Below are 26,464 nucleotides of genomic sequence, written 5' to 3'. Positions count from 1 at the left end.
TATCTCGACATATGAGCACCGGCGATGACGTACGCGCGGCAGTCTCGGCCCGCCGCGATCTCGGACCCGAGTACGAGGACGCGGTGGTCGAGTCCTTCATCGACAAGATGAGCGCCGAGATCGACCGCAGGGTCGACGAGCGCGTGGCCAGGCTGCCCAGCGCCAAGCAGGTGGCCCGCCAGAGCAGTGTGTCCGACGCCATGCGGCTGGCGCTGGCGATCGTCTCGCTGGTCCTGGGCACGGCCGCCACGATCGTCCTGCTGGCCCTCGACTCCAGCATCAGCGGCCTGGTGCCGATCTGGGGCGGCCTCGCACTGGTCAACTGGGCCTTCGCCCGGGGACACGGCGACCGCAAGAGCTGACCCGGGCTCACTCCAGCCAGACGAGCCCGGCGAACCGCCCGGCGACCCGCTCGCGCCGGTGGGAGTAGAGGTCGCCGGTCTCGATCGTGCAGCGCGCGTCGTGGCGCACCTCGCCCACGCCCGCCCCCAGCAGCTGCGCCTCGATGCCCGCGGGCAGGTCGAGCGCGGGCGTACCCCAGGACGTCGTGGAATGGGTCTCCGGTACGCGGCCCGCCACCCGCGCGCGCAGGTCCTCGGGCACCTCGTAGCAGCGCCCGCACGCCCCGGGCCCGATCAGCGCCACCATCCGCGCGGCCAGCGCCCCCTTGCCGACCATGGCCCGCACCAGTTCGCCCGCGATGCCGGCCTCGGTGCCGGGTCGGCCGGAGTGGGCCGCACCGACCATCCGCGCCACCGGATCGGCCACCAGCACGGCCGGGCAGTCGGCCCCGAGCGCGGCCAGCGCCAGGCCGGGCTCGCCGGTGAACACGGCGTCCACCGGCGGCGCGTCGTCCCCGAAGGGCTCGCCGACGTGGACGACGTCCGCGCCGTGCACCTGCTTCATGAAGACGATCCCGCGCACGCCCAGCTCGGCGGCGAGGCCCGCCCGGTTGGCCCGCACGGCCTCCGGGTCGTCGCCGACCAGCCCACCGAGGTTGCGCGAGGTGTACGGCGGGGCACTCACACCGCCGTGGCGGTCGGTGACGGCGGCACGGACGCCGGGAGCCAGCTGCATGGCGGCCATCCTATGGCCCCTGATCCCAACCAAGCATATGCTTGGTCCCGTGATTGACTACCGCAACCTCATCGGCGGAAAGCTCGCCCCCGCGGCCGACGGCAGGACCCTCGACTCGGTCAATCCGGCCACCGGAGAGGTATGGGCCCGCATCCCCGCAGGCGGGAAGGCCGACGCGGAAGCCGCCGTCGCCGCCGCCAGGAAGGCGCTGCCCAGATGGTCCGCCCTGCCCGCCCTGGGCCGCGCGCACTTCCTGCGGCAGGTGGCCGAGATCTTCACCCGGCACACCGAGGAACTGGCCACGCTGGAGACCACGGACAACGGCCGCATCCTGCGCGACACCCTGAAGAGAGACCTGCCCGGCATGGCCTACCTGTGGCAGATCGCCGCCGGCCAGTGCCTGGAGGCGGTCAAGGGCGACACGGTCATCCTCGGCCCCGACGCGCTGGGCATGACGCGGCGCGAGCCGTACGGCGTGGCGGTCTGCGTCATCCCGTGGAACAGCCCGATCTCGACGTTCTCCGCCAAGGCCGCCTTCGCCCTCGCCGCCGGCAACACGGTGATCGTGAAACCGGCCGAGCAGGCGAGCGTCTCGGTGCTGCGGCTGGGCGAGCTGCTGGCGGACGTCTTCCCGCCCGGCGTGCTCAACATCGTCGGCGGCATGGGCGAGGACGTCGGCGACGCGCTGGTCCGCCACCCCGGCGTCAACAAGATCAGCCTCACCGGTTCCACCGAGACCGGCCTGGCGATCACCAGGGCGGCCGGCATCAAGCCGATGACGTTCGAGCTCGGCGGCAAGTCCCCGAACATCGTCTTCCCCGACGCCGACCTCGACAGGGCGGCCGAGGGCGTGACGGTCAACTCGATCTACACGGGCAACGCCGGGCAGGTCTGCGTCGCCGGCTCGCGCATCCTGATCCACCGCTCGATCTGGGAGGAGATGCTCGCCCGCATCACCGCGGCCGCCAGGGGCATCATCCTCGGCGACCCGCTCGACCTGGCCACCACGATGGGCCCGATCGTCTCAGCGGGCCAGTACGAGCGCGTGGCCTCCTACCTGGAGATCGCCGAGAAGGAGGGGGCGGAGCTGGTCTTCGGCGGGCTGACCGGCGCCGACGTGGTCGCCGGGCTGCCCGGCGGCTACTGGATCTCCCCCACTCTCTACACCGCCGGGGACAACGCGCTGCGCGTCTGCCAGGAGGAGATCTTCGGGCCGGTGGCGGTGGCCATGCCGTTCGACACCGACGACGAGGCGCTCGCCATCGCCAACGACTCCGCGTACGGCCTGGCCGCCGGCGTCTGGACCCGCGACCTGGCCCGCGCCCACCGGTTCGTCCGCGACCTGCAGAGCGGCACGGTCTGGGTGAACACCTTCCGCCAGATGCCGCCCGGCCTGCCGTTCGGCGGCGTGAAGGACTCGGGTTACGGCCACGACGCCGTCCTGGAGTACACCAGGGAGAAGGCGGCCATCATCCAGACCTAGGAGTGACGCGTTTCACTTCGGTCACACTACTTGACTTCATGTCCAATAGTTCGCGAGGCTCGGCCCATGGCATTAGCGCGACGACTCGCAGCCGCCGGAGCCCTGGTGGCGTTCGTGATCGGCGGGGTGAGCCTCGCCGCGGGCATCGGCACGGCCGCCGCTGAGACCGGATCGGAAGCCGCCACCGTGGTCTCCACCTGCCTGCCGCTCCCGCTGATCCCCTGCGACAAGCCTTCGGGCGAGGGCGAGCCGGAGGACCCGTGGTCGTCGGCCCCGAACCCGGTCGACAGCTGGTCGGGCGAGCCGAAGCCGCAGGACTCCTGGTCCGAGGGCCCGCCCCCGCAGGAGGACGAGCCGAAGCACCCGTGGAAGCCCGTGGACGAGGACGAGCGCAGGGTCCCCGACGGCCACCCCGAGACGGGCGCCGGCGGGCTGGCGCGCGAGGGCGCGGTCTGGCCGTTCGCCGTCGGCGGCGCCGCGCTCCTGACGGGCGCGGGTCTCACCGGTTTCGCGGTACGGCGGCGCAAGGGCGGCGCGTAGTTGGCCCAGAAGCTCATCCTGGCCGGGGCGGGCGCCGTCTCCCTGGCCGGGATCGCGCTGATCGCCCTCGGCCTGAACGGCCTCTTCACCCCGCTCCCGGCCACGGCCCCGGCCGCCGCCACACCCGCCCCGCCGCGCGACATCAAGATCCCCAAGGGCGGCCGGATCGCCGCCCCGATGGAGCCCGCCCGCCCCACCGCCGTCTACATCCCCTCCATCGGCGTGTCCGCCCCGCTGATGGAGCTGGGCCTGGACACCCGGGGGGCCATCGAGAACCCGCCGCTCAACCCCTCGAATCTGGCCGGCTGGTACCGCTACGGCCCGGTCCCCGGCCAGCGCGGCGCCGCCGTCATCACCGGCCACCTCGACACCCGGACGGGGCCGGCCGTCTTCGCGTACCTGCGCAACGTCAGGAAGGGCGACCAGGTGCAGGTGCTGCGCGCCGACCGGTCGGTGGCGGTGTTCCTGGTGGACAGGGTCGAGCACACCCCCAAGACCCGCTTCCCCACCCGCAAGGTGTACGGCAGGCTGGCCTACCCCGGCCTGCGCCTGGTCACCTGCGGCGGCGCCTTCGACGCCAGGGCGGGCAGCTACGAGGAGAACACGATCGTCTACGCCCACCTGGCCGCCCCGTACTACCCGCGATCTAGCGGGCGGCCGGAAGGGTGAGGGTCGGTCCGGGCGGCAGGGACAGGGCCAGCTCGCGGGTGGTGCCGTGGTGGTCGAGGGTGAGGTTGGCCTGGCCGCCGGTGCCGAAGGGGCAGGCGGCGGACAGGGCCGACGGGCCGCGTACCTGCACCAGGATCGGGCGGTCCGTGGTGATGGAGCCGCCGGGCAGGGCGAGGGTGCCGGGGCGGTGGAAGACGATCTGGGTGAGGTCGAGGGTGCTGTGCCGTACGGCCTGGATGCCGGGGGTGTTGGCGAGGACGGTCAGCGGGCGCGGGGCGGTCAGCGTGTCGGCGGGCGGGCCGGGGACGGCGAGGTAGGCGTAGGAGGCGTCCGAGGGGGCGCGGCCGTGGTCGAGCCAGATCTCCAGGACGTCCGCCGACAGCTCGCGCGCCGACTGCGAGCGGTTGACCGCGGCCCAGCTGCCCGAACGTGCGCCGGAGCGGACCGTCAGCGGGGCCGGGTGCGGGAAGAAGTAGGTGACGCCGTTGTGGTGGAGGGTGCCGTCGGCCAGGCGTACCTCGCCGGTCAGCGTGGTCTGGTCGATGGTGGTGTGGACGGGGACGTCCGGGTCGGCGCAGGTGATGCCGGCGCCGAGCGCCACGTACTCGTCCAGGAAGAAGAACCACGACTTGCGGGCCCGGACGCCGTCGCGGTCGAGGTGCATGGCGGCCATCGCGTAGGGGCCTTCGGTGAGGCCGCCGGCGAAGTCGGAGCCGCCGGTGTCCTGGCCGAAGTCGGCGGCGGGCAGCGGCCCGCCCCGGTAGGCGACGGTGGTGCCCGGCAGGTGGCGCCAGTCCTGCACGGGCCAGAGCGCGTGGTACTCCTCGCCGGTGCGCCACAGGTGGGTCACGCCGTCGCACAGGTGCCGCCCGCTCAGGCCCTCGCCGTTGCCCGCCTCGGACAGGACCGTGCGGGTCGAGGAGGTCTTGACCGCCGCCGACCAGCCCGGACGGTAGACGGCCAGGTAGTCGGAGCGCCAGAAGTAGCGGGCGCCGGTGCCGGGGCCCTGCCCGAAGTGCAGCAGTTCCTCCGCGCGGGGCCCGCCGCCCGCTGCCAGGGATCTGGCGGCCGCCTCCAGGGCGGGGCCGCGGGCGGCGTTGCCCTCGCGGGTGCTCTCCCTGCCCATGCAGGCGATGTCGTAGCGCCCGGCGTGGATCATCCAGCGCTGCCCGTCGAGAAGGTAGGCCGCCAGGACCTCCATCGCCTCCTCCGGCATCGCCATCGGGGTGCCGGAGGCCAGCGTGGCCAGGGCCGCCATGTCCACGGCGAAGCTGTGGCCGTAGCCGCCCGAGTAGAGCTGCGGGCCGTGCTGGTGGAAGCTGTGGTCGGGCTGGATCCCCTCGCCCTCGCTCGGGACCAGCAGCGTCGCGGCCTGGCCGAACGCTTCGGCGAGCCCCTCGTCGTCGCCGTCGAGCAGGCAGCGGCGGATGACCACCTCGGCCGCCCAGAGCAGGTTCTGGCCGGTCATCCCGGTCACGGCGGCCCGCCCGAGTATCCGGGTGAGCCGCGGGTCGTGCGCGATCCCCAGCAGCAGCGCCGCGTCGCCGAGGACGCGCGGGGCGCCGAGCTGGTCGTACCACCAGTTGGGGCAGCGCAGGTCCATCCGCAGCCAGGCGTCCAGCGCGCGCCCGGCCGGTTCCGGCTCGGCCGGGGCCAGCGCCCTGAGCCTGACCAGATGCTCGAACGGCGCCCAGATGGTCACGTCCAGGTCGGCGTAGTCGATGTCGGCCCAGAGGCCGTCGGGGCCCGGCGCGGCGGGCGGCGGCCCGGCCTCGCGGTGCAGCGCGGCCAGCAGCCGCGCCCGGATCGTGTCGGCGGCCTCACTCACGACGATCACTCTAAGGGTCGCGGGGCAGCCCGAGCGCGCGCTCGGCGATGATGTTGAGCTGCACCTCCGTGGTTCCGCCGCCGATGGTGAAGGCGCGGGTGGTGAGGATCATGCGGTTCCAGTAGCGGCTGGACGGGTCCACCGACCAGCAGAACTCCGAGATCGCCTGCGCGTGTCGCATGCCGAGCAGTTTGCGTACGCTCGCCGCGGTCCCGGTGCCGCCGCCCGACAACTGGGACAACGTGACCCGCAGGCCGAGGGCGGAGATCGCCTGGCCCTCCGCCCACAACCGCCCGGCCTGCTCCCATTGCGACGGGCGCAGGCCGTCGCGGGCGGTGACCAGCCGCATCATGTCGGTGTGCTGCGAGCCGGGTCCCCAGGAGTCGCCGAGAGCGACGCGCTCGTGCGAGAGGGTGTCGCGGGCCACCTTCCAGCCGTTGTCCACCTCGCCGACCACCAGGTCGTCGGGGACGAAGACGTCGTCCAGGAAGACCTCGTTGAAGATCTCCTCGCCGTTGATCTCCTTGAGCGGCCGGACGGTGACGCCCGGCGTGGCCATGTCGACCAGGAAGTACGTGATGCCCCGGTGTTTGTCAGGGGAGGTCCTGGCCAGGCAGATGCCCCAGTGCGCGTACTGGGCCAGCGACGTCCAGATCTTCTGCCCGCTCAGCGACCAGCCGCCCTCCACCCGGGTGGCCTTGGCCGACAGGCCCGCCAGGTCGGAGCCGGCGCCGGGCTCGCTGAACAGCTGGCACCACACGATCTCGCCGGTGAACGTCCTGGGCAGGAAACGTTCCTGCTGCTCGCGGGTGCCGTAGGCGACGATGGAGGGCACCGCCCAGGCCGCGATGCCCAGGTTGGGCCGCTTCAGCTCGCGGAACTCCTGGTGGATGACGACCTGCTCCAGCGGGGTGGCGGCCCGGCCCCACGGCTTGGGCAGATGGGGCATGATCCAGCCCTCCCGCGCGAACCGGCCGAGCCGGGCGAGAGGCTCTTCCCTGGCCAGCTCCCCCGCCTGCGCCCGGACCTCCGCCCGCAGCGCCGCCGCCTCCTCGGGCAGGTCGGGCTCCATGGCCCGCCGCGTGCCCGCCGCGGCCAGGCGGGCCACGCGCTCGCTCCACTCGCCCGGGTCGCCGGCCAGCATGCGGCCGGACAGGGCGCGGCGGTAGTAGCGGTGCGCGTCGTGCTCGAAGGTGTAGCCGATGCCGCCCAGCACCTGGATCGCGTCCGCGGTGCAGCGTACGGCCGCGTCGGGCGCGAGCACCGCCGCCACCGCCACCGCGAGCCCCACCTCATCCGCTTCTGTACTGCTCGCCGTGTCGAGGGCACGGGCGGCGTCCCAGACGGCGGCGCGGGCCTGCTCCAGGGCGACCAGCGCGGCCGCGACCCGGTGCTTGACGCCCTGGAACTGCCCGATCGGCCGCCCGAACTGCTCGCGGACCTTGGCGTAGGAGGCGGCGGTGTCCACCGCCCAGGCGGCCAGGCCGCACGCCTCGGCCCCGAGCAGCACGGCCGCCAGCTCCCTGACCGGCACCGGCCCCAGTTCCCGCCCCGCGGGCACCTCGGTCACGGTCACCGCGCAGAGCGGGCGGTCGAGGTCCACGCCCTCCAGAGGGTCGGCGGTGACGGACGAACCGTCGAGCAGTGCCCAGCCGCCGTCCACGGGCACGAGGAAGAGATCGGCGTCGGCGGGGCCGAGGGCGGTAGCCGTACCGGAGAGGGCGACCGTGACGGTGAGGGTGCCGTCGGCGAGGCCGTCGAGCAGGGGGTCGCCGGCGGCGAGGGCGGCGGCGGCCAGGACGGTGGGCAGGAAGGCGCCGCCGGCGCGAGCCCGGCCCAGTTCCTCCAGCACGACGCAGAGCTCCGGCAGCCCGAAGCCCTGGCCGCCGTGCGACTCCGGCACGTGGACGCCGAACAGGCCCTGCCGCGCCAGCGCCGCCCGGTCGATCCCGCGTCCGGCCCGCCCGCGTACGGACTCGGCCAGCGCCCGGTGTTCCTCGGTCAGTCCGATGCTCATGGGCCGACTCTAGAACCTTGTTCGGTCGCGTTCAAGGTTGGACGAATCTGTCGGCAACTCTGGCCAACCACGCAGAAACCCGCATACGATCTCGGCGGTCATCCGACCTCTGATGGAGCAAGGGGCAAGCATGGTGCTGGACGTCGGGTTCGGCGGATCGTTCACGACCAGGACCGGCTACACCCCGGCCACCGGCGAGGTCGCCGCAGGGCAGCTGACCAGGCGCACCGGCGGCGAGGAACACGAGATCGGCGCCGGGGTACGCCTGAAGGGCGGTGCGGAAGGCCTCACCTACCACCCGGCGCGACCGCTCGGCGCGGCCACCGTGGACCACCCGATCGCCGTGGAAGCCGCGTACACCCCGGACCCGGCCCAGAACGCGTCGGCCACTCTCCTGTCCATCGGCGGCGGCATCTGGTTCCGCCACCGCACGGCCACCGAGATGGAGTACGGCTTCGCCGACGTCAAGGCCACGGTGGAAGCCCCCGAGCCGGGCAGGGAACACACCGTGGCCCTCGCCTACGAGCCGGCCCCGGCCGGCGCGACCCTGCGGGCGTACCTGGACGGCGCCCCGCTCCCCCCGGTCACCTCGCCCGAGGCCAGGGCCCCGAAGCTCGCCGACACCATCGGCCTGGGCAACGACGCGCACCCGTCGTCCTCCGGCCACGGCATCAAGGCGCTGGTCAGCCGGGCCGTAGCCACCCCGTTCACCGGCGCCTTCGCGCCTCGCCTCCTCCCCGCCGGGCGGATCGGAACCCCGGCCACGGACGAAGGGACGCTCCCGACCAGCGGCCTGGAGCCAGGCTGGCGGCTGCCGGTGAGCGCGGCGGAGGACCCGGCCTCACTGGTGGCCAAGGCCGCGATGCTCCGGCCCACCCCGCGCCAGTACGACTGGCAACGCCTCGAACAGACCGCCTTCCTGCACTTCGGCGTCAACACCTTCACCGGCCAGGAGTGGGGCTACGGCGACGAGGACCCGGATCTGTTCCAGCCGACCGGCCTCGACACCGATCAGTGGGCCCGCGAGCTGAAGGCGGCCGGGTTCGGGCTGGCCGTCCTCACCGTCAAGCACCACGACGGCTTCGTGCTCTACCCTTCCCGCTACACCGCCCACACCGTCGCCGCGAGCAGTTGGCGCGACGGCGGGGGCGACGTCCTGCGCGCCTTCACCGACTCCGCCCGCGAGCACGGCCTGAAGGTCGGCGTGTACATCTCCCCGGCCGACGAGAACTCCTACGCCCGCGGCGTCTACGCCAACGGCAGCCCCCGCTCCCCCCGCAGCATCCCCACCCCGGTCGAAGGCGACACCCGCCCTCCTGCCAGAACACGCACCTACGAGGCCACCGACTACGGCGCGTACATGCTCAACCAGCTCCACGAGGTGCTCACCGGGTACGGGCAGGTGGACGAGGTCTGGTTCGACGGCTCGCTGGGCCGCATCCCACCCGGCAAGACCGAGACATACGACTTCGACAGCTGGTACGCCCTCATCCGCGACCTGGCGCCCCAGGCCACGATCGCCGTGGCCGGCCCCGACGTGCGCTGGGTCGGCAACGAGGGCGGCCTGGCCCGCGAGAACGAGTGGAGCCCCATCCCCATCCGCCTGACCGGCGAGGCCCACCTCGACTACGCCGCCCTCCCCAGCAGCCCCGACACCGGCAGCCGCACCGCCATCACCGAGGCCGCCGCCACCGCCACCCACCTCCAGTGGTGGCCCGCCGAGGTCGACGTCAGCATCCGCCCGGGCTGGTTCTACCACCCCGAGCAGCAGCCCAAGACGGCCGACCAGCTCCTGGACATCTACCTCACGTCCGTGGGCCGCAACGCCGTCCTGCTGCTCAACATCCCCCCGGACACAGAGGGCAGGCTACCCGCCGCCGACGTGGCGAGGCTCCGCGAGTGGCGGGCCAGACTGGACCGCGAGTTCCCCTTCAACCTGGCCACCGGCGCGAAGCCCACCGGCCACCCGGCCCTGGACGGCGACCGGGACACCTCCTGGAAGGTCACCGGCCCCCTGGAGATCACGCTGCCCATCCCACACGAGGTCGACAAGGTCGTCCTGGCGGAGGACATCCGCCACGGCCAGCAGGTCGAGTCCGCCGTGGTGGAGGTACGGCAGGCCGACGGCACCTGGCGCCAGATCGCCGCCGCGGGCACGATCGGCTACAAGCGCATCCTCACCCTGGCCGAGCCGGTAACCGGGCAGGAGTTCCGCCTCCGCGTCACCGCCCACCGCGCCCAGCCGTACCTGACCCACTTCGCCCTCTACAGAACGGCCCCCGAGCGCTAACCCTCGTCCTCGCCGAAACCACAAGGCGGACGGCCTGGGGTCAGGCTGACGGCGCCCACACGAAGCCGTCCGGATCGGTGAAGGGCTTGGCGTCGCTGCCGATGACCAGCCGGTGCGACCCGCTCCCCTCGGCCGGAACGCCGGAGACCTTGGCCAGAGCCTTGCGCTTGTAGAGCGACAGCGCGAGAGGGCTCGACGGCGGCGAGAACTCGACGTACCTGCCCCCGTAGCTCTTCGTCACCTCGAATCCGTGCTCGACGTAGCACCGCCTGCTCGCCGCCACGTCCTGCACGCCCAACTGCAGCACCACCGCGTCGATCTTCCGTGTCGCCGGGCCGGTGTCCTTCTTCGACGAGCTCGCGATCGTCCAGATCGTGCCGTCCGGGGCCTGCACCACGCCGCCGTAGCCCCACAGGGACTTCGCGACCGGCTTCAGGGTCTTGGCGCCGGCATCGGCAGCGGTGCCGTAGAGGCTGTCGACGGTGGAGGGCTGGGCGACGACGAGCGACATGGCGAAGCCGCGGAAGCCCGACGTGGGCGCGTCCGAGGCTCGCAGGCGCAGCCGGTCGTCGAGGCCGAAGGCGGCGGCGTAGAAGCGCTCGGCGTCCGCGGGGTTGGGCACCTCTAGGGTGACGAATTCCAGGTAGGCCATGGCCCCCACGCTAGGCGCGCCAGGACGGGCCCGCTTCTCGATTCCTGCTCGATGCGCTCGACCCGCTAGTCCTTGTCCTTGTTGGCCCTGGCCTTGCTGGGCTGGACGCGCATCGGCTCGCCGGGCATCTTCGGGTAGTTGGGCGGGTAGGGCATGTCGCCGCGGTCGTCCTTGGCGTACCACTCCAGGAGCTGGTCGAGGGGGTGGGCCTGGTCGTCGATGGCGGCGTGGACGTCGCCCTTGTCGGCGAAGCGGGCGGGCATCGTCCGCAGGTCGAAGTCGGCGGGCTCCGCGTCGGCCAGTTCGTCCCAGGTGACGGGGGCGGAGACGAGCGCCTCCGGGCGGGCGCGGACGGAGTAGGCGCTGACGACGGTGCGGTCGCGGGCGTTCTGGTTGAAGTCGATGAACACCCGATCGCCCCGCTCCTCCTTCCACCAGGCGGTGGTGACCAGGTCGGGCGCGCGGTCGGCCACGGCTCTGGCCAGGGCGATCCCGGCGTGCCGCACCTCGATGAAGTCCCAGTTCGGCTGGATGCGGACGGCGACGTGCACGCCCCGGTTGCCGGACGTCTTCGCGAACCCGGTCATCCCCAGCTCGTCGAGCACCTCCCGGGTGAGGAACGCGGCCTTCCGCACGGCGTCGAAGGGCAGACCGGGCTGCGGGTCGAGGTCGATGCGGAGCTCGTCGGGATGCTCGACGTCCTGGGCCCGCACCTGCCAGGGGTGGAAGTCGATGGTGCCGAGGTTGGCGCAGTAGGCGATGGCGGCGACCTCGGTCACGCGCAGCGAGTCGGCCTTGCGCCCGCTCGGAAACGTGACCGTGGCCGTCTGCAGCCAGTCGGGATGCTTGGGCGGCATGCGCTTCTGATAGATGGCCTCGGTCTGGATGCCGTCGGGATGGCGCTTGAGGTTGGTGGGGCGATCCTTCATGGCCCGCAGGGCGCCTTCGCCCACGCTGACGTAGTACTCCACCAGCTCCCGCTTGGTGATCCCGATATCGGGAAAGTACACCTTGTCGGGGTTGGTGACCTTGACGATCCGCTCTCCGACTTCAAGCTCTATGTACGGCGATGCCATGCCCACGACCATACTCGCCGCCCCCGTCAAGAAGCCCGCACCAAGCACCGGTCACCAGGAGCGGGTTCCCGGCCAGGTGGTCAAGGAAGGGCCGTGGCGGCGAGCTATCTGTCCGACGTGAGAAGCGATCCCGGCGATCGGCGCCCGCCCGCGTCGGCGGGTGGCGGTGGGGGCGGCTCGCCGTAACGGAAACTCGCTGTGAAAACAGACCGGCACGACAGAGAACCACGAAGAGGAACAAGATAGGGGCGCCGTCCGGAGCCCGGCCGGTGGCGGGACCGGGGGCTCGACGGACGGACAGAAGATCACTCGACACCGTTCCGGGCGCTGGCGCGTCGCCCGGCCGGCCTTACGGTCGTCGGCGACGCCAGCACGGGCGTGGGCTGTGCCGCTCGGACGACCAGACGGGTGATCTCACCCCAGTACAGGAGGCGATGACGCCCCCCATACTGATAAAGACGCAGATTCGCCCCAGAAAGGATGCTTCCCCCTGCGGAGATCTCTTTTTGCCGGATCTCGTACGCTGGACTCATGGACAAGGTGGTCAAGAGCGAGGCCGAGTGGCGAGTGAAGCTCTCGCCCGAGGAGTTCCACGTGCTGCGCGAGGCCGGCACCGAGCGCCCCTTCACCGGCGAGTACGTCGACACCAAGACCGAGGGCGTCTACTCCTGCCGCGCGTGCGGGGCGGAGCTGTTCCGGTCGCAGGCCAAGTTCGAATCGCACTGCGGGTGGCCGAGCTTCTTCGAGCCGTCGGAGTCGGATGCCGTCACCCTGATCGAGGACCACAGCCACAGCATGGTCCGCACCGAGGTGCGCTGCGCGCGCTGCGACTCCCACCTCGGGCATGTCTTCCACGGCGAGGGCTACGCCACGCCCACCGACGACCGGTACTGCATCAACTCCGTCTCGCTCAGGCTCGAACCCACCGAGTGATCAGCTGGCGACAGCGCGTACCGACCGCCCGGCGCGGGTAGGGAAATCTATGTGAGCCTTGTCCATTTTCGTCATCGCTGGGTGACGATTGAGGCGATCGGCCGCGTCATCACGCAGCGGTGCGAGGTTTGCCTCAAAACCCGCGTCCGTGTCCGCTGAGCCCCAGGGCAGCACCCCACGGGTTTCAGTCGGTGTCGGGATGGGTGACACGGCAGGTCGTGTCGGCAGGGCCGAGGATGTTGGCGAGGATCGGGTTGCCGTTCTCCCCGAACTCCGCCTGGACGAAGACCACGGGGTCGGTGACGCCCTGCTCGCGGAGGTAGTCGAGGCCGCGTTCGCACAGGGTGAGGGCCTTCTTCGAGTTGTCCGCCTCTTCCGGCAGATCGGTGTAGATGCGCAGATATCCGCCGACGGTGCGGATGTCCTTGAGGTGTTTGACGGCCGGGTCGCCGGATCCCCAGCGGGTCCGGAAGTGCTCGGCCGCCTTCTTGTCGGTGTGCTGCCCCTCGGCCGTGATCGCGGAGGGCTCCGCCACACTCGCCTGACTCGCCGCGCCCGTCGCGACGGGCGTGCCCGTCGCGACCGGCCGGTCTGTCGCGGCCGGCCGGTCCGTGACGACCGGCCTTCCCGCGCCGGCCCCTGACCTGCTCGTCGAGCCGGCCGCGGCGGGCGCCGACCACGGCAGCGCCCCCGCTCCGCCCGCATCCGGGCGCTCCAGGGCGAACCACCCGGCCAGGATCCCGAGCACCAGCGCCACCCCACCTGCTCCCGCCCGCCACGGCCACCGCGACGTCGCCCGCCGCCGTCCGTGTCTTCCGGGAGTTCTGGAACGTGCCACCCGTACACCCCCGCTCCCAAGGGATTTCCTTCACGATTGTGGCAAGAACCAGGAGATCAGGTACGGGAGATGGAGGTTTTGCCCGGCCCGTCGGAAGGCACCGGGCAATACCGCCTACGGCAGCGCGTTGACCAGTTCGCCGACCGGCTTGCGGACGCCGGTGTAGAAGGGGATCTCGATCCGGGTGTGCTCGCGGGCCTTCGCGCCCCGCAGGTGCCGCATCAGGTCGACGATCCGGTGCAGTTCGTCGGCCTCGAAGGCCAGCATCCACTCGTAGTCGTTCAGCGCGAAGCAGGCCACCGTGTTGGCCCGCACGTCCGGGTAGTCGCGGGCCATCAGCCCGTGCTCGGCCAGCATCGTCCGCCGCTCGGCGTCGTCCAGGAGGTACCACTCCAGCGAACGCACGAACGGATAGACGCACACGTAGCCCCGCGGCTCCTCCTCGGCCAGGAAGGCCGGGATGTGCGACTTGTTGAACTCCGCCGGCCGGTGCAGCGCCATCGCCGACCACACCGGCTCGCTGCCCCGGCCGAGGCCGGTGCGGCGGAAGCGCGAGTACACGTCCTGCAGGTCCTCCGGCGAGGCCGCGTGCCACCAGAACATGTAGTCGGCGTCGGCCCTGAACCCGGCCACGTCGTAGAGGCCGCGGGTGACGACGCCCTTGCGAGCCTCCTGCTCCAGCAGTTCGGTGACCTCGTCGGCCAGCCCCTCGCGGTTGCCGGGACACGGCTCGGTGACCTTGAACACCGACCACATGGTGTAGCGGATCACCTGGTTAAGATCGCGGGCCTTCGGCCTCTGCGCGCCCTCAGTCATGTGTCAATTCTCCCAGTATCCGGGCGACCGCCGTGCGAGCCGTGGCGACGCACGCGGGGATCCCGAGCCCGTCGTAGGCCGCGCCGCAGACGGCGAGCCCCGGCTGCACGGCCACCGCCGCGCGAACCCTGGCCACCCGATCCAGGTGGCCCACGTTGTACTGCGGCAGCGCGCCGCCCCACCGGGTGACGCGGGTGTCCACGGGCAGCCCGCGTACCCCCATCACCTCCGCCATCTCCGCCGTGGCCAGCGAGACCAGTTCGGAGTCCGCGCGCTGCAGAAGGTGCTCCTCGCCGATGCGGCCCACCGAGCAGCGCACGATGAGCAGGTCGTCGGACAGGTGCGGCCACTTGACGGAGCTGAACGTGGCCGCCTTGACCGGCCGCCCCTCGACCGGGGGCACCAGATAACCGCTGCCGGTCGGCAGCTCGGGAAAGGCGTCGGGGGTGTAGGCGAGGGTGACGATGGCCATGCTGGCGTACTCGATCCTGGCCAGCTCGGCGGCGGCCTTCGGGACCTCCTCGCGCAGCAGCCGCGCGGCGGGCGCGGCGGGGACGGCGAGGATCACCGCGTCCGCCTCGATCACCTCGGGCCGCGGCACCGGCCCGGTCACCAGCTGCCAGCCCGACTCGGTACGGCGCAGCTCCCTGACCGTCACCCCGGTCCTGATGTCGGCGCCGCAGGCCTTGGCCACCGCCTCGGGCAGGCTGCCCAGCCCGCCGCGCAGCGAGTTGAAGACCGGCCCCGCCGCCTTGGGGGCGTCCCCGACGATCTCGCGCGTGGCGCCGAGCAGGGAACGCTCCGTGCGGGCGGCGATCGCGATGCCCGGCATCGTGGCTTCCAGGGAGAGCATGTCGGAGCGCCCGGCGTAGACGCCGCCGAGCAGCGGCTCCACCAGCCGGTCGAGGACCTCGGCGCCCATGCGGGCCCGGATGTAGGCGGCGACGGAGACGTCCGTGCGCACGAGCGTGGCGGGGAGCACCTGGTCGAGCGGGACCCGCAGGAGCCCGGCCGGCGAGATGATGCCCGACCTGGCCAGCTCGGTGAGGTCGGCGGGGACGCCCATCACCTGGCCCTTGGGCATCGTACGCAGCATGCCGCGCGAGTAGATGGCGGCCGAGGTGGTGCCGGGGCTGACCAGGTCGTCGCCGAGCCCCACGGCCTTGGCCAGGTCCTTGCCCTCGGGCCGCCTGGCCAGCATCGCCTCGGCGCCCTCGTCCACCCGGACCCCCGCCACCTCGGAGGCGTGCAGCTTGCCCCCGATGCGCGGGCTGCCTTCGAGCACGGTCACCTTGACGCGTTCGCCGCCGTTGTGCCGCAGATGCCACGCCGCGGCCAGCCCTGAGATCCCGCCTCCGACGATGACGACGTGCGCCCGGTTCCCTTCCACGCTTCCTGACGCTACCGCCTGCCGGGGCCGGTCGGACGCGTGACCCTATCGAGACGCCTCCGTTAGAACCGGCGCCGGGCGCGACCCGTCCTTATGGTCATGAAGACAATGGCGTTGGCGGCGGCACTGGCCGTCGTGCTGCTGTCCGGCTGCGGCGGCAGCGGCAGCGGCGGTGTCGCCCAGAGCAGCGACGTCTCCCGGCCCGAGAGCGCGGCGGTCGGTCCGGCCCGCGCGGATGCCGACTACTCGGCGAAGGACGAGGCGAAGGACGAGGCAGGCGGCAAGACGATCACCTCGGACGTGAAGGTGACCGCCGAGGAACGTCAGATCATCTACATCGCCACCCTGACCGTGCGGGCCAGGGACGTCACGGCCGCCGCCGACCGGGCCAAGACGCTCGTCACCGGCGCCGGCGGGCACCTGTCGAAGGAGGAGTCCAGCGCCGCCGAACAGCAGGAGGCCAGCGCGACCCTCGAGTTCAAGATCCCGCCCGCCCGATACCAGGAGATCCTGACCGTCCTCGGCCGCGACCTCGGCAAGCGGCTGTCCATGACCCAGGGCACCCAGGACGTGACCATGGAGGTCGCCGACGTCAACAGCCGGCTGAAGTCGGCCGAGGGAGCGCTCGCCTCGCTCCGTTCGCTGCTGGGCAAGGCCAAGACCATCGGCCAGGTGCTCCAGGTCGAGCGCGAGATCCAGAACCGCGAGGCCGAGCTGGAGTCTCTCCAGGCCCGGCAGAAGGAACTGGCCGCGCAGGTCGGCATGGCCACGGTGACGCTGCGGCTGGTGGGCCCGGCCGCCGAGGTGCTGCCGCCCGACGACGACCCGCCCGGCTTCCTCGGCGGCCTCGCCGCGGGGTGGCGGGCGCTCGTGGACTTCCTCAAGGTCGTGGTGACCGTCGTGGGCGTGGTGCTGCCCTGGTTGCTGATCGTCGCGCCCGTGGTGCTGCTCGTGATCTTCCTGGTACGGCGCCGCCGTACCGACGAACCGGCCACCCCCGCGGCGCCGGAGGAGACGCCCGCCACCTAGCTCACACCACGCAGAGCTTGGACGAGATGGTCCGGCGGCGGCCCATCGGGGAGGCCATGGCGCGGGCCACGGCCTGTTCGCGCAGGCGGGCGGGCACCTCGGCGGCGGCCCGCTCGGCCGCGAACAGCCGGACCAGGTGGTACATGCGGTAGCGCTCCCAGCCCTGCTCGTCGGCGCGCTCGTGCCGCAGGAGCTGTTCGTCGGCGAGGCGGTCGAGCAGTCCGCCGGCCTCCTCGATGCCCGCGCCGAGCATGACGGTGGCCAGCCACGGGGTGCACTCGACGGCCGCGGGCAGCAGGCCGAGCAGGCAGAAGAGCAGGCGTTCGCGCTCGCCGACGGCGTCGTAGCCGGACGCGATGGCGGCGCGGACGTCGAGGTCGCCGGCGCGCAGCTCGTCGAGGCGGCTGTGCTCGGCGCGCATCCGTCCGGCCAGGAGCCCGGCGGTCCAGCCGGGGCGGGTGGCGAGCCGGGCGGCGGCGATGCGCAGCGCCAGCGGCAGCCCGTCGCACAGCTGGGCGAGCTGCTTGAGGCCTTCGTCCTCTCGCGCCGGAGGAGAGGGGACGAGGCGGCGCAGGAGGTTCACCGCCTGGTCGCTGGGCAGCACGTCGAGTCGCGTGGACGAGGCGCCCTCCCCCACCAGGCCCTCGAACCGGCCGCGCCCGGTGACCAGCACCCGGCAGCCGGGCGCGCCGGGCAGCAGCGGGCGTACCTGGGCGGCGCACGAGGCGTCGTCCAGGACCAGCAGCACGCGGCGGCGGCGCAACAGCGTGCGGTAGAGGGCGGCGCGCTCGTCGAGGCCGTCGGGGACGCGGGTGACGCCGAGCGCGCGCAGGAACCTGGCCAGCACCTCGGCGGGCGGCAGCGGGCCGGTCCTGGCGCGCAGGTCGGCGGCGAGCTGGCCGTCGGGGAAGCGGGCCGCCCGCGCGTGCGCCCAGCGCAGGGCCAGCCCGGTCTTGCCGATGCCGGCCGGGCCGGTGATGACGGCCGTCGCGCCCGTTTCGAGCGAGCGGTCGAGGGCGGCGAGCTCCAGGCGGCGGCCGGTGAAGGCGGCGACGTCCTGGGGCAGCTGGGCGGGGTGCGGCGGCGGCTGGTCGCCGTCCAGGGCCTGGGCGTGGGCGGCGCGCAGGTGGCGGCCGGGCTCGACGCCCAGCTCGGCCACCAGACGCGAACGGCCCTCCCGGTAGGAGCTCAGCGCCTCGGCCCGGCGGCCGGATCGGTGCAGGGCGAGCAGGTGGGCGGCGCGCAGGCGTTCACGCAGGGGCTGGGCGGCCACCAGCGGCGCCAGCTCGGCGGCGGCCTCCGCGGGACGGTCGAGGGCGAGCAGCTTCTCCGCCCGTTCCTCCGCCGCAGCCAGGCGTAATTCCTCCAGGCGGGCCGCCTCACAGCTCACCGCGTGAAGGCCGGCGTAGGCCTCGCCGCGCCACAGGGCGAGCGCCTCGCCGTACGTGGCGGCGGCCGCTTCGGGGGAGGCTTCCGCACGGGCCCGCGTGAGCAGGCGCTCGAAGCGGGCGGCGTCGAGCTCGGCCGGGTCGAGGAGCAGCAGGTAGGCCTCGCCGCGCCGGGCGACGCGGTCGTCGCCGATCGCCTGCCGTACGTGGTGGACGTGCCAGCGGACCGTGGCCGGGGACGGCGGCGCCTGCCCCCACACCGCCTCCGCGAGCCTGCCGTCGGGGGTGGCCCGGTTGGCCCTGCTCAGCAGCACGGCCAGGATGTTGCGCTGCTTGGCCGAGGTCAGCGCGACCGCGCTGCCGTCACGGACGATCGCCAATTCCCCCAGAACGCCGAACTCCACGCCGGTTCCCCCCGGTTGCCTCGCACCCGACGCCCCCGACGATACTAAGTCGCCCGAAGTATGTCAGGGGGTCATAGCCGGGCGGTATCGGGGTCAAAGGAATGAACCAGATCTGTCAACCGCTTGAGCTGGTCCGGGTCGGTGCTGGGCAGGACGCCGTGGCCGAGGTTGAAGACGTGGCCCTCGGCCGCGCGGCCCCTGCGCAGGATGTCGAGCGCGCGCTCCTCGACGACCTCCCACGGGGCCAGCAGGATGGCCGGGTCGAGGTTGCCCTGCAGCGCCCTGCCGGGGCCGACGCGGCGGGCGGCCTCGTCGAGCGGCACCCGCCAGTCGACACCCACCACGTCGGGGCCCACCTCGCCGAGCACGCCGAGCAGTTCGCCGGTGCCGACGCCGAAGTGGATGCGCGGCACCTCCGGCACCCCGGCGAAGATGCGGCTGGTGTGGGGCGCGATGAACTCGCGGTAGTCGGCGGGCGCGATCGCGCCGACCCAGGAGTCGAACAGCTGGATGGCCGAGGCCCCGGCCCTGACCTGGATGCGCAGGTGCTCCAGGACGATGCCGGTCAGGCGGTCCATGAGCGCGTGCCAGAGGTCCGGCTCGCCGTACATCATGGCTTTGGTGCGGTCGTGGTTCTTGGAGGGGCCACCCTCGATCAGGTACGACGCCAGCGTGAACGGCGCGCCCGCGAAGCCGATGAGCGGCGTGGACCCGAGCTCGCCCACCAGCGACCCGATCGCCTCGGTGACGTAGGGGACGTCGCCGGGCTCCAGGGGGCGCAGGGCCTGCAGGCCCTTGGCGTCGCGGATCGGGCTGGCGATGACGGGGCCGACGCCCGGCTTGATGTCGAGGTCGACACCGATGGCCTTGAGCGGGACGACGATGTCGCTGAAGAAGATGGCGGCGTCGACGCCGTAGCGGCGGATCGGCTGCAGGGTGATCTCGACGATCAGGTCCGGGTCGGCGCACGCGGCCAGCATCGCCGTGCCCTCGCGCACCTTCAGGTATTCGGGCAGCGAACGGCCGGCTTGCCGCATGTACCACACGGGGGTGTGCGGGACGGGCTGACGGCGGCAGGCGCGCAGGAAGGCGGAGTCGTCGAGATTCACGCTCCAAGCCTGCCACGGCACTCGCGTGGTCCGCGCACCGGAGCAAGGCGGGAAATTCTGGATCAAGAGTTCGCCAAGCCGCCGCGCGGCATCGATTCGGCAACCACTTTCGGGACACGCCGAGCGCGTTGCGGGGAATTGTCAGCGAGCCGTGTCACCGTCAGACCCACGATCACAAGAAAGGCCCCGTGCGATGACCGCGTTGTGGAGCTCCCTCCGCAGTGAACATTGCCCCGACTGCGCCGGCGAGCGGCTGTTCGAGCAGCCGCTCTGCGTTGACGGGCACGAGCCTGACACGTGCCCCGACTGGGCGTGCACGGACTGCGGGCTGGCCGTGTTCCTCGGGGCGCCACAGGTGCCCGCGCGGACCCGGACGCTGGTGACGGCCGCGGCTTGAGCACATCGTATGAGCACCCCCGTGGTCCCCTTCCGTCCGTCAGCGACCTACGCTTCGACTATGACCGTCGGTGACCGGCCGCCGCCTCCCCCGGCGTTCCTGCGCGCCGCGGAGAGCCTGCGGCCGATCGACGTGCGGCCCGAGATCGAACTCGAGGACCTGCCCGCCCCCCAGCGGCTGGCGCCCTACTCGGCCGCCATCGGCGCGTCCGTCTACCGCGACGACGACGAGCTGGCGGTGGGGCGGCTGATCCTGCTGTTCGACCCCGACGGCCAGCGTGGCTGGGACGGCCCCTTCCGCCTCGTCGCCTACGTGCGGGCCGACATGGAGCCGGAGATCACCTCCGATCCGCTGCTCGGCCCGGTCGCGTGGAGCTGGCTGACCGAGGCGTTGGAGTCCCACCACGCCGCTTACACCGCCGCTGGCGGTACTGTGACAAGGGCCGTGTCCGAGGGGTTCGGCAACAAAGCGGAAGACCCGGTCACCACCGAGCTGGAACTGAGGGCGTCCTGGTCCCCGACGGAGGAGGACCTCTCGGGTCACGTCGCCGCCTGGTGCGACCTCATGTGCCTGGCGGCGGGGATCCCACCCCTCCCGCCCGACGTGGCCACGCTGCCGCGCCATCGTGAAGATCCGGAGTCCTTTCGGCAGTGACAGAAGAACAGACCGTCGTCCCGCTGCTAGAGCCGCGCGAGGGTATCCCGACGGTGATCGCCGACGCCGCGGGGCTGGCCCGCACGATCGAGGCGTTCGCCGCCGGCAGCGGGCCCGTCGCGGTCGACGCCGAGCGGGCCTCCGGCTACCGCTACGGCAACCGCGCCTATCTCGTCCAGCTGCGCCGCATCGGCGCGGGAAGCGCGCTCATCGACCCCATGGGCTGTCCCGACCTGAGCGCGCTCGACGCGGCCGTGTCCGATGCCGAGGTCGTCCTGCACGCCGCCTCGCAGGACCTTCCGTGTCTGGCCGAGATCGGCTTCCGGCCGCGCCGGATGTTCGACACCGAGCTGGCCGGGCGACTGCTCGGGTACGAGCGCGTGGGCCTGGGCACCATGGTCGAGACCGTCCTCGGCCTGCGGCTGGAGAAAGGCCATTCGGCGGCCGACTGGTCGACCAGGCCGCTGCCCGAGGACTGGCTGCGTTACGCGGCGCTCGACGTCGAGGTGCTGGTGGAGCTGCGTGACGAGCTTCACGCGCAGCTGGAGGAGAGCGGCAAGCTGGAGTGGGCCCAGGAGGAGTTCGCGGCCGTGCTGGCCACGCCGCCGCCGTCGCCGCGGTCCGACCCCTGGCGGCGTACCTCCGGCATCCACAAGGTCCGCAACGTCCGGGCGCTGGCCATCGTGCGCGAGCTGTGGACGATGCGCGACACGATCGCCAGGGAGAAGGATCTGGCCCCCGGCCGCGTCCTGCCCGACGCCGCGATCGTGACCGCCGCGCTGGAGGTGCCGCGCACCAAGAAGGCGCTCACCGAGATCTCCGCGTTCACCGGGCGCAGCGCGCGGCGCTACATGTCCGACTGGCTGTCGGCGGTCAGCCGCGCACGGGCGCTGCCCGACGGCCAGTTGCCCGCGCCGAGCTCGCCCGGTGACGGCCCGCCGCCGGCCAACCGCTGGGCCGACCGTGACCCGGCCGCCGCCAAGCGCCTGGCCGCCGCGCGCGCGGTGGTGGCGGCGCTGGCCGACGAGCACCGGATGCCCACCGAGAACCTCCTGCAGCCCGACGCGGTCCGCCGCCTGACGTGGGAGCCGCCCGCGGTGCTCGACGACGCGACGGTGGCCGAGCGGCTGCGTTCGCTGGGGGCCCGCGAGTGGCAGATCGGCCTCACGGCGCATCCGCTCACCAAGGCCCTGGACCGGCTGGAGACCAAGGGCGAGGTCTGACGCCGCCTCCGCGGAGGCGGCGCCGCGCTTCTACCCCTCGGTCCAGTGCATGTCCGGGCGTGCCGTCGTGCCGTCCCCGTCGATCATGGCGATCGGTGCCTTCCTGAGATTCCTCCGGCCAGTCGTCGAGCAACGCTAGGGCGCGGCCGTTGGATCGTTGTTGGCCCCGGGTTGGCTCGCGACGAGGGGCCGTCAGGCTCGGCCGGTCAGCGCGATTCTGGTGATCCGGTCGAGGGTGGGACCGGGGCGGAGGTAGTCGGTGTGGCGGCCGTCGCCGCCGTCGATGATCCGGGCGCCGAAGGCCGCGACGTTCGGGTCGGCGCCGAAGCCGATGGGGCCGAGCCGTACCCCTGGGCGGAAGACGTCGTCGCGGCCGGACAGCGCCGTCCACACGCGGGCCGGAGTGCGGAGGTCGGCGGCGCCGGCGACGCCCATGCCGGGGCTGCCCAGGGCGACGATGTCGGTGACGGGCAGGGCGGGCGCGGCCTCGCCGCAGACGACCGTGCCGTAGCTGTGGCAGACCAGGGCGATCCGCTTGGGCAGAAGGGCGGTCACCAGGGTACGCAGGGCCTTGGCGCCCTTCGCGGCGGGCAGCGTGGTGATGACGCCCGGGTCGGTCATCTCGGGCGCGTCGTAGCCGAGCCAGCCGATGACCGCGACCTTCGTGCCGGGGGCCAGGGCCTGGGCGCGGGCGTGCAGGGCGCGGGCGGCGCCGCCCGGCGCGGCGGTGCTGTCGTTGAACTGGGCCAGGCCGTATCCGGTGCCCGGCACGAAGATGATCACCGAGTCGGCGGCGGCCAGGTCGCCCACCACCTCGACGGCCCGCCCGTCGCCCGTCCGGTCGAGGGCCAGGAACTGCCGTCCGGAACCGTCCCGCGCGTTGGCGGCGTAGCGTTCGGCCAGGGCGGGCGCGGTGATCGCGGGCAGGTCGAGTGGCTGCGCGCCCGGCTGGGAGGCGGCACCCGCGACGGTCAGGGCGAGCACGGCACCCAACAGGAAACGACGCATGGTTCACGACCGTATGCGACGGCGCGCGCGGCTCGCGTCGGTCTCAGGTACCACCCGTCCCCTACCTCCCGGGTACGTGCTTGCCCGGAGCCCCTCTCAGGGTCGCCAGCGCGGCGTCGAGCCGCTCCCAGTCGCGGCCGAGGAGCGCGGCGAGCGCCGCCCCGGCCTCGCTCGTCCGGTAGAACCGGCGCGGCCTCGACTCCTTCATGCTCCATTCGCTGACCAGGAGCCCCTGCCTCTCCAGCCGCCGCAGCAGCGGGTAGAGCGTGTTGGCCTCGACCGCGAAGCCGCTGCTGGCGAGGTCGTCGAGCAGGGCGTAGCCGTAGTTGGGCCGCTCCAGCGCGAGCAGGCAGGCCAGCACGACGGTGCCCCGCCGGAGCTCCTGGAGGTGGGTGGCGAGCGGCACGTCGTCGGGCATGGTCGCACGTTATTGTGTGGCACACAGTATTGCAACGGCACCCGCGCCCGCCGTACGGTCCTGGAAAGCGCTTTCCAAGGAAGAGGTCTCGATGCGCAGAATCGGCGTGGTGATGAACGGCGTCACCGGCAGGATGGGCTACCGGCAGCATCTGGTCCGGTCCGTCCTGGCCATCAACGAGCAGGGCGGGCTGGCCCTCTCCGACGGCACCCGGGTCAGGCTCGATCCCATCCTCGTCGGCCGCAGCGAGGCCAAGCTGGCCGAGATCGCCGCCAGGCACGGGCTCACCGACTACACCACCGACCTCGACACCGCGCTGGAGCGCGCCGAGATCTACTTCGACGCCCAGGTCACCCAGGCCAGGGTCAAGTCGGTGCTCAAGGCCATCGAGGCCGGCAAGCACATCTACGCCGAGAAGCCCACCGCGGAGTCCGTCGAGGAGGCCGTAGCACTCGCCGAGGCCGCCGCCGCCCGCGGCGTCAAGAACGGCGTCGTCCAGGACAAGCTGTTCCTCCCCGGCCTGCTCAAGCTCAAGCGGCTGATCGACGGCGGCTTCTTCGGGCGGATCCTGTCGGTACGCGGGGAGTTCGGCTACTGGGTGTTCGAAGGCGACTGGCAGGAGGCCCAGCGTCCTTCCTGGAACTACCGGGCCGAGGACGGCGGCGGCATCATCCTCGACATGTTCCCCCACTGGCACTACGTGCTGGAGAACCTGTTCGGCCGCGTCCAGTCCGTCTACGCCAAGGCCGTCACCCACATCCCGGCCCGGGTCGACGAGCAGGGGGCGACCTATGACGCGACGGCCGACGACGCCGCGTACGGGATCTTCGAGCTGGAGGGCGGCACCGTCGCCCAGATCAACTCCTCCTGGGCCGTGCGGGTGAACCGGGACGAACTGGTGGAGTTCCAGGTGGACGGCACGCACGGCAGCGCCGTCGCCGGGCTGCGCAACTGCCGGATCCAGCACCGCGCCGGCACCCCGAAGCCCGTCTGGAACCCGGACCTTCCGGTCACCGCCCGCTTCCGCGACGACTGGCAGGAGGTGCCGGACAACGCGGAGTTCGACAACGGGTTCAAGATCCAGTGGGAGCTGTTCCTGCGCCACGTGCTGGAGGACGCCCCGTTCCCCTACGACTTCGCCGCGGGCGCCCGCGGCGTGCAACTGGCCGAGCTGGGGCTGCGCTCGTCGGCCGAGGGCCGCAGGATCGAGGTGACGGGCCTGTGAGAATCCGGCTGCCCGGCGGCGCGTACACGCTGCGCGACCCCGTCACCTGGCCCGAGCCCGGCGCCGGCCCCGCCGGCGCGCGGGTGGTCTACGCGGCCGCGCACGTGGTGGCCGACCCGCTCGGGGACAACACGCCCGGCGCGCCCGCCGCGGTCGACTGGTCCGCCACACTGCGCTTCCGCCGCCACCTCTGGTCGTACGGCCTGCGCGTCGCCGACGCCATGGACACCGCCCAGCGCAACATGGGCCTGGACTGGGCGGCGACCCGCGAGCTGATCAGCCGCAGCGCCGGCGAGGCCCGCGCGTTCGGCGACCCGGCCGAGCTGGTCGCGTGCGGCGCCGGGACCGACCACGCGCCAGAAGCCGACACCGTCCAGGCGATCACCGACGCCTACGCCGAGCAGATCGACACCGTCCAGGCCACCGGCGCCGGCGTGATCATCATGGCCTCGCGCCAGCTCGCCAGGACCGCCACCGGCCCCGATGACTACCACCGCGTGTACGGCAAGCTGTTCGGCCTCGCCGACCGGCCGGTGATCCTGCACTGGCTGGGCGAGATGTTCGACCCCCAGCTGGCCGGATACTGGGGCTCGCGCGACGTGGAGGCGGCCACCGAGTCGTTCCTGGAGCTGATCCACGCCAACGCCGCGATGGTCGACGGCGTGAAGGTCTCCCTCCTCGACGAGGATCACGAGGTACGGCTGCGCGCCGCCCTCCCCCAGGGCGTCCGGCTCTACACCGGCGACGACTTCAACTACCCGTCGCTCATCAAGTCGGGCAGCCACGCCCTCCTCGGCATCTTCGACGCGATCGCCCCCGCGGCGGCCGCCGCCCTGCGGGCGCTGACAGCCGCGGAGTCGGCTCCCGACGAGCAGCTCCGCACCCGGAACCTCGCTCTCTACGATGCGATCTTCGAGCCGACGGTGGCGTTGTCCCGCAAGATCTTTGAGACGCCGACGTTCCACTACAAGACCGGCATCGTCTTCCTCGCCTGGCTCAACGGTCATCAGGAAGCGTTCAGCATGGTCAACGGGGCGCAGTCGGCCCGGTCGATCACCCACCTGGCGGAGGTGTTCCGGCTGGCCGACCAGGCGGGGCTGCTGGCGGACCAGGAGCTCGCGGTCCGCCGGATGACGGCGCTGCTGGCGGTGAACGGCCGGTGAACCCGCTGTCGCTCAACCAGCGCACCACCAAGAGCTGGACCGTCGCCCAGGCCGTGGACGGCTGTGTGCGGCACGGGCTTGAGGCCGTCGGGTTGTGGCGCGAGGAGGTGGCCGAGCAGGGTCTGGCCGCCAGCGCCAAGCTGGTGCGCGCGGCGGGGCTGCGGGTGTCGTCCCTGTGCCGGGGCGGCTTCATGACCGCGGCCGCCTCCCTGGATGACAACCGTCGGGCCGTCGACGAGGCCGCCGAGCTGGGGGCCGCCTGTCTCGTCCTGGTCGTGGGCGGGCTGCCGGGGGTGACCCCTGGGAGTCCGCTGGAGGATGGAGTCTCGCGGGATCTGGCCGGGGCGCGGGAGCGGGTGGCCGAGGCGCTGGCCGAGCTGGCGCCCTATGCCGGGGAGCGGAACGTACGGCTGGCGTTGGAGCCCCTGCATCCCCTCTACTGCCCCGATCGGGCTGTCGTGTCCACGCTTGGGCAGGCGTTGGATCTGGCCATGCCGTACCCCGGTGAGCAGGTCGGGGTGGTGGTGGACACCTTCCACGTGTGGTGGGACCCGCAGGTGTTCGAGCAGATCGCTCGGGCGGGTGAGCGGATCGCGTCCTACCAGGTGTGCGACTATCTGCATCCGCTGCCTGCCGACGTGCTGCTCGGGCGGGGGATGATGGGCGACGGGGTGATCGACTTCCCGCCGATCACCCGTGCCGTGCTCGCCGCCGGGTACACCGGTGACATCGAGGTGGAGATCTTCAACGCCGACGTCTGGGCCGCCGATCCGGACGAGGTGGTGGCTGCGATGAAGCGGCGTTATGCCGAGGTGGTCGGTTAGGCGGGGTCGTGGG

Annotated in this window: 24 protein-coding genes; 12 read left to right on the top strand and 12 right to left on the bottom strand. The window is 72.5% G+C overall.

The annotated features are described in order from the left end of the window. The first annotated feature begins 11 nt into the window (after nucleotides 1-11). A complete protein-coding gene (locus ACIBI5_RS02870) occupies nucleotides 12-362 on the top strand; it encodes a hypothetical protein (protein ID WP_397242512.1) in 351 nt (116 codons plus the stop codon). A 7-nt stretch (nucleotides 363-369) separates the two neighbouring features. On the opposite strand, the gene ACIBI5_RS02865 is transcribed toward ACIBI5_RS02870, so the two are convergent. Continuing rightward, entirely contained in the window at nucleotides 370-1,077 is a 708-nt protein-coding gene (locus ACIBI5_RS02865; protein ID WP_397242510.1) for a polyphenol oxidase family protein, read from the bottom strand. A 49-nt stretch (nucleotides 1,078-1,126) separates the two neighbouring features. Here ACIBI5_RS02865 and ACIBI5_RS02860 point away from each other — a divergent pair, with 49 nt between their 5' ends. The 3 genes from ACIBI5_RS02860 to ACIBI5_RS02850 all read left to right on the top strand — a co-directional run bounded on the left by ACIBI5_RS02860 (nucleotide 1,127) and on the right by ACIBI5_RS02850 (nucleotide 3,769). After that, the gene (locus tag ACIBI5_RS02860) at nucleotides 1,127-2,560 is read left to right on the top strand and encodes an aldehyde dehydrogenase family protein (RefSeq protein ID WP_397242508.1); all 1,434 of its coding nucleotides are present in this window, start codon (nucleotides 1,127-1,129) and stop codon (nucleotides 2,558-2,560) included. 66 nt (nucleotides 2,561-2,626) lie between these two features. Then, nucleotides 2,627-3,100 (top strand): hypothetical protein, encoded by a 474-nt coding sequence (locus ACIBI5_RS02855; RefSeq protein ID WP_397242506.1) that lies wholly within the window; start codon nucleotides 2,627-2,629, stop codon nucleotides 3,098-3,100. Further along, on the top strand, nucleotides 3,101-3,769 hold the full coding sequence (locus ACIBI5_RS02850; protein ID WP_397242504.1) for a class F sortase: 669 nt from the start codon (nucleotides 3,101-3,103) through the stop codon (nucleotides 3,767-3,769). Here ACIBI5_RS02850 and ACIBI5_RS02845 read toward each other — a convergent pair. Together ACIBI5_RS02845 and ACIBI5_RS02840 are read right to left on the bottom strand one after the other, a co-directional pair. Further along, entirely contained in the window at nucleotides 3,747-5,597 is a 1,851-nt protein-coding gene (locus ACIBI5_RS02845) for a polysaccharide lyase family 8 super-sandwich domain-containing protein (protein WP_397242502.1), read from the bottom strand. The two genes, ACIBI5_RS02850 and ACIBI5_RS02845, sit on opposite strands and share 23 nt — an antisense overlap. Before the next feature lie 10 nt (nucleotides 5,598-5,607). Beyond that, on the bottom strand, nucleotides 5,608-7,614 hold the full coding sequence (locus ACIBI5_RS02840) for an acyl-CoA dehydrogenase (RefSeq protein ID WP_397242500.1): 2,007 nt from the start codon (nucleotides 7,612-7,614) through the stop codon (nucleotides 5,608-5,610). Nucleotides 7,615-7,744: 130 nt separating this feature from the next. Between ACIBI5_RS02840 and ACIBI5_RS02835 the strand changes: the two genes are divergently transcribed. Then, entirely contained in the window at nucleotides 7,745-9,904 is a 2,160-nt protein-coding gene (locus ACIBI5_RS02835; protein WP_397242498.1) for an alpha-L-fucosidase, read from the top strand. A gap of 40 nt (nucleotides 9,905-9,944) precedes the next feature. Here the strand turns inward: ACIBI5_RS02835 and ACIBI5_RS02830 are convergent, their stop codons facing one another. Both ACIBI5_RS02830 and ligD read right to left on the bottom strand, forming a co-directional pair. Continuing rightward, nucleotides 9,945-10,556, bottom strand: a complete 612-nt coding sequence (locus ACIBI5_RS02830) for a glyoxalase (RefSeq protein ID WP_397242496.1) — start codon at nucleotides 10,554-10,556, stop codon at nucleotides 9,945-9,947. Nucleotides 10,557-10,621: 65 nt separating this feature from the next. Next, the gene (gene ligD / locus ACIBI5_RS02825; RefSeq protein WP_397242494.1) at nucleotides 10,622-11,632 is read right to left on the bottom strand and encodes a non-homologous end-joining DNA ligase; all 1,011 of its coding nucleotides are present in this window, start codon (nucleotides 11,630-11,632) and stop codon (nucleotides 10,622-10,624) included. A gap of 531 nt (nucleotides 11,633-12,163) precedes the next feature. Here ligD and msrB point away from each other — a divergent pair. Continuing rightward, the gene (msrB, locus tag ACIBI5_RS02820) at nucleotides 12,164-12,565 is read left to right on the top strand and encodes a peptide-methionine (R)-S-oxide reductase MsrB (protein WP_397242492.1); all 402 of its coding nucleotides are present in this window, start codon (nucleotides 12,164-12,166) and stop codon (nucleotides 12,563-12,565) included. A 184-nt stretch (nucleotides 12,566-12,749) separates the two neighbouring features. On the opposite strand, the gene ACIBI5_RS02815 is transcribed toward msrB, so the two are convergent. The 3 genes from ACIBI5_RS02815 to hemG form a co-directional block, all read right to left on the bottom strand. Next, nucleotides 12,750-13,322 carry a hypothetical protein gene (locus tag ACIBI5_RS02815; protein ID WP_397242490.1) on the bottom strand — a complete coding sequence of 191 codons (573 nt, stop codon included), beginning with the start codon at nucleotides 13,320-13,322 and terminating at the stop codon, nucleotides 12,750-12,752. 195 nt (nucleotides 13,323-13,517) lie between these two features. Continuing rightward, a complete protein-coding gene (hemQ, locus tag ACIBI5_RS02810; RefSeq protein ID WP_379613830.1) occupies nucleotides 13,518-14,219 on the bottom strand; it encodes a hydrogen peroxide-dependent heme synthase in 702 nt (233 codons plus the stop codon). Then, the gene (gene hemG / locus ACIBI5_RS02805) at nucleotides 14,212-15,609 is read right to left on the bottom strand and encodes a protoporphyrinogen oxidase (RefSeq protein WP_397242488.1); all 1,398 of its coding nucleotides are present in this window, start codon (nucleotides 15,607-15,609) and stop codon (nucleotides 14,212-14,214) included. The genes hemQ and hemG overlap by 8 nt, the downstream gene beginning before the upstream one ends. A gap of 99 nt (nucleotides 15,610-15,708) precedes the next feature. On the opposite strand from hemG, the gene ACIBI5_RS02800 reads away from it, so the two are divergent. Then, the gene (locus ACIBI5_RS02800; RefSeq protein WP_397242486.1) at nucleotides 15,709-16,638 is read left to right on the top strand and encodes a DUF4349 domain-containing protein; all 930 of its coding nucleotides are present in this window, start codon (nucleotides 15,709-15,711) and stop codon (nucleotides 16,636-16,638) included. 1 nt (nucleotide 16,639) lies between these two features. Here the strand turns inward: ACIBI5_RS02800 and ACIBI5_RS02795 are convergent, their stop codons facing one another. Together ACIBI5_RS02795 and hemE are read right to left on the bottom strand one after the other, a co-directional pair. Further along, nucleotides 16,640-18,430 carry a BTAD domain-containing putative transcriptional regulator gene (locus tag ACIBI5_RS02795; RefSeq protein ID WP_397242484.1) on the bottom strand — a complete coding sequence of 597 codons (1,791 nt, stop codon included), beginning with the start codon at nucleotides 18,428-18,430 and terminating at the stop codon, nucleotides 16,640-16,642. 71 nt (nucleotides 18,431-18,501) lie between these two features. After that, a complete protein-coding gene (hemE, locus tag ACIBI5_RS02790) occupies nucleotides 18,502-19,515 on the bottom strand; it encodes a uroporphyrinogen decarboxylase (RefSeq protein WP_397243779.1) in 1,014 nt (337 codons plus the stop codon). A 481-nt stretch (nucleotides 19,516-19,996) separates the two neighbouring features. Here hemE and ACIBI5_RS02785 point away from each other — a divergent pair, with 481 nt between their 5' ends. Next, nucleotides 19,997-20,590, top strand: coding sequence for a DUF3000 domain-containing protein (locus tag ACIBI5_RS02785; RefSeq protein ID WP_397242482.1), 594 nt, complete (start codon nucleotides 19,997-19,999; stop codon nucleotides 20,588-20,590). Beyond that, nucleotides 20,587-21,813, top strand: a complete 1,227-nt coding sequence (locus ACIBI5_RS02780) for an HRDC domain-containing protein (protein ID WP_397242480.1) — start codon at nucleotides 20,587-20,589, stop codon at nucleotides 21,811-21,813. Before ACIBI5_RS02785 ends, ACIBI5_RS02780 begins: the two co-directional genes overlap by 4 nt. Before the next feature lie 192 nt (nucleotides 21,814-22,005). Here ACIBI5_RS02780 and ACIBI5_RS02775 read toward each other — a convergent pair whose 3' ends face one another. Both ACIBI5_RS02775 and ACIBI5_RS02770 read right to left on the bottom strand, forming a co-directional pair. Then, nucleotides 22,006-22,821, bottom strand: a complete 816-nt coding sequence (locus tag ACIBI5_RS02775; protein ID WP_397242478.1) for an alpha/beta hydrolase — start codon at nucleotides 22,819-22,821, stop codon at nucleotides 22,006-22,008. Nucleotides 22,822-22,882: 61 nt separating this feature from the next. Further along, nucleotides 22,883-23,239 (bottom strand): PadR family transcriptional regulator, encoded by a 357-nt coding sequence (locus ACIBI5_RS02770; protein ID WP_397242476.1) that lies wholly within the window; start codon nucleotides 23,237-23,239, stop codon nucleotides 22,883-22,885. A 91-nt stretch (nucleotides 23,240-23,330) separates the two neighbouring features. Here ACIBI5_RS02770 and ACIBI5_RS02765 point away from each other — a divergent pair, with 91 nt between their 5' ends. From ACIBI5_RS02765 to ACIBI5_RS02755, 3 genes are read left to right on the top strand one after another with little or no spacing between them, the layout of a single operon-like run. After that, entirely contained in the window at nucleotides 23,331-24,464 is a 1,134-nt protein-coding gene (locus tag ACIBI5_RS02765; protein WP_397242474.1) for a Gfo/Idh/MocA family protein, read from the top strand. Beyond that, nucleotides 24,461-25,627 carry a dihydrodipicolinate synthase family protein gene (locus tag ACIBI5_RS02760; RefSeq protein WP_397242472.1) on the top strand — a complete coding sequence of 389 codons (1,167 nt, stop codon included), beginning with the start codon at nucleotides 24,461-24,463 and terminating at the stop codon, nucleotides 25,625-25,627. The genes ACIBI5_RS02765 and ACIBI5_RS02760 overlap by 4 nt, the downstream gene beginning before the upstream one ends. After that, the gene (locus ACIBI5_RS02755) at nucleotides 25,624-26,451 is read left to right on the top strand and encodes a sugar phosphate isomerase/epimerase family protein (protein WP_397242470.1); all 828 of its coding nucleotides are present in this window, start codon (nucleotides 25,624-25,626) and stop codon (nucleotides 26,449-26,451) included. Before ACIBI5_RS02760 ends, ACIBI5_RS02755 begins: the two co-directional genes overlap by 4 nt. The last annotated feature ends 13 nt before the right edge of the window (nucleotides 26,452-26,464 follow it).

Source organism: Nonomuraea sp. NPDC050540 (assembly GCF_044457485.1).
Taxonomy (GTDB): Bacteria; Actinomycetota; Actinomycetes; order Streptosporangiales; family Streptosporangiaceae; genus Nonomuraea.
This window is presented reverse-complemented; position numbering and strand designations above follow the sequence as displayed.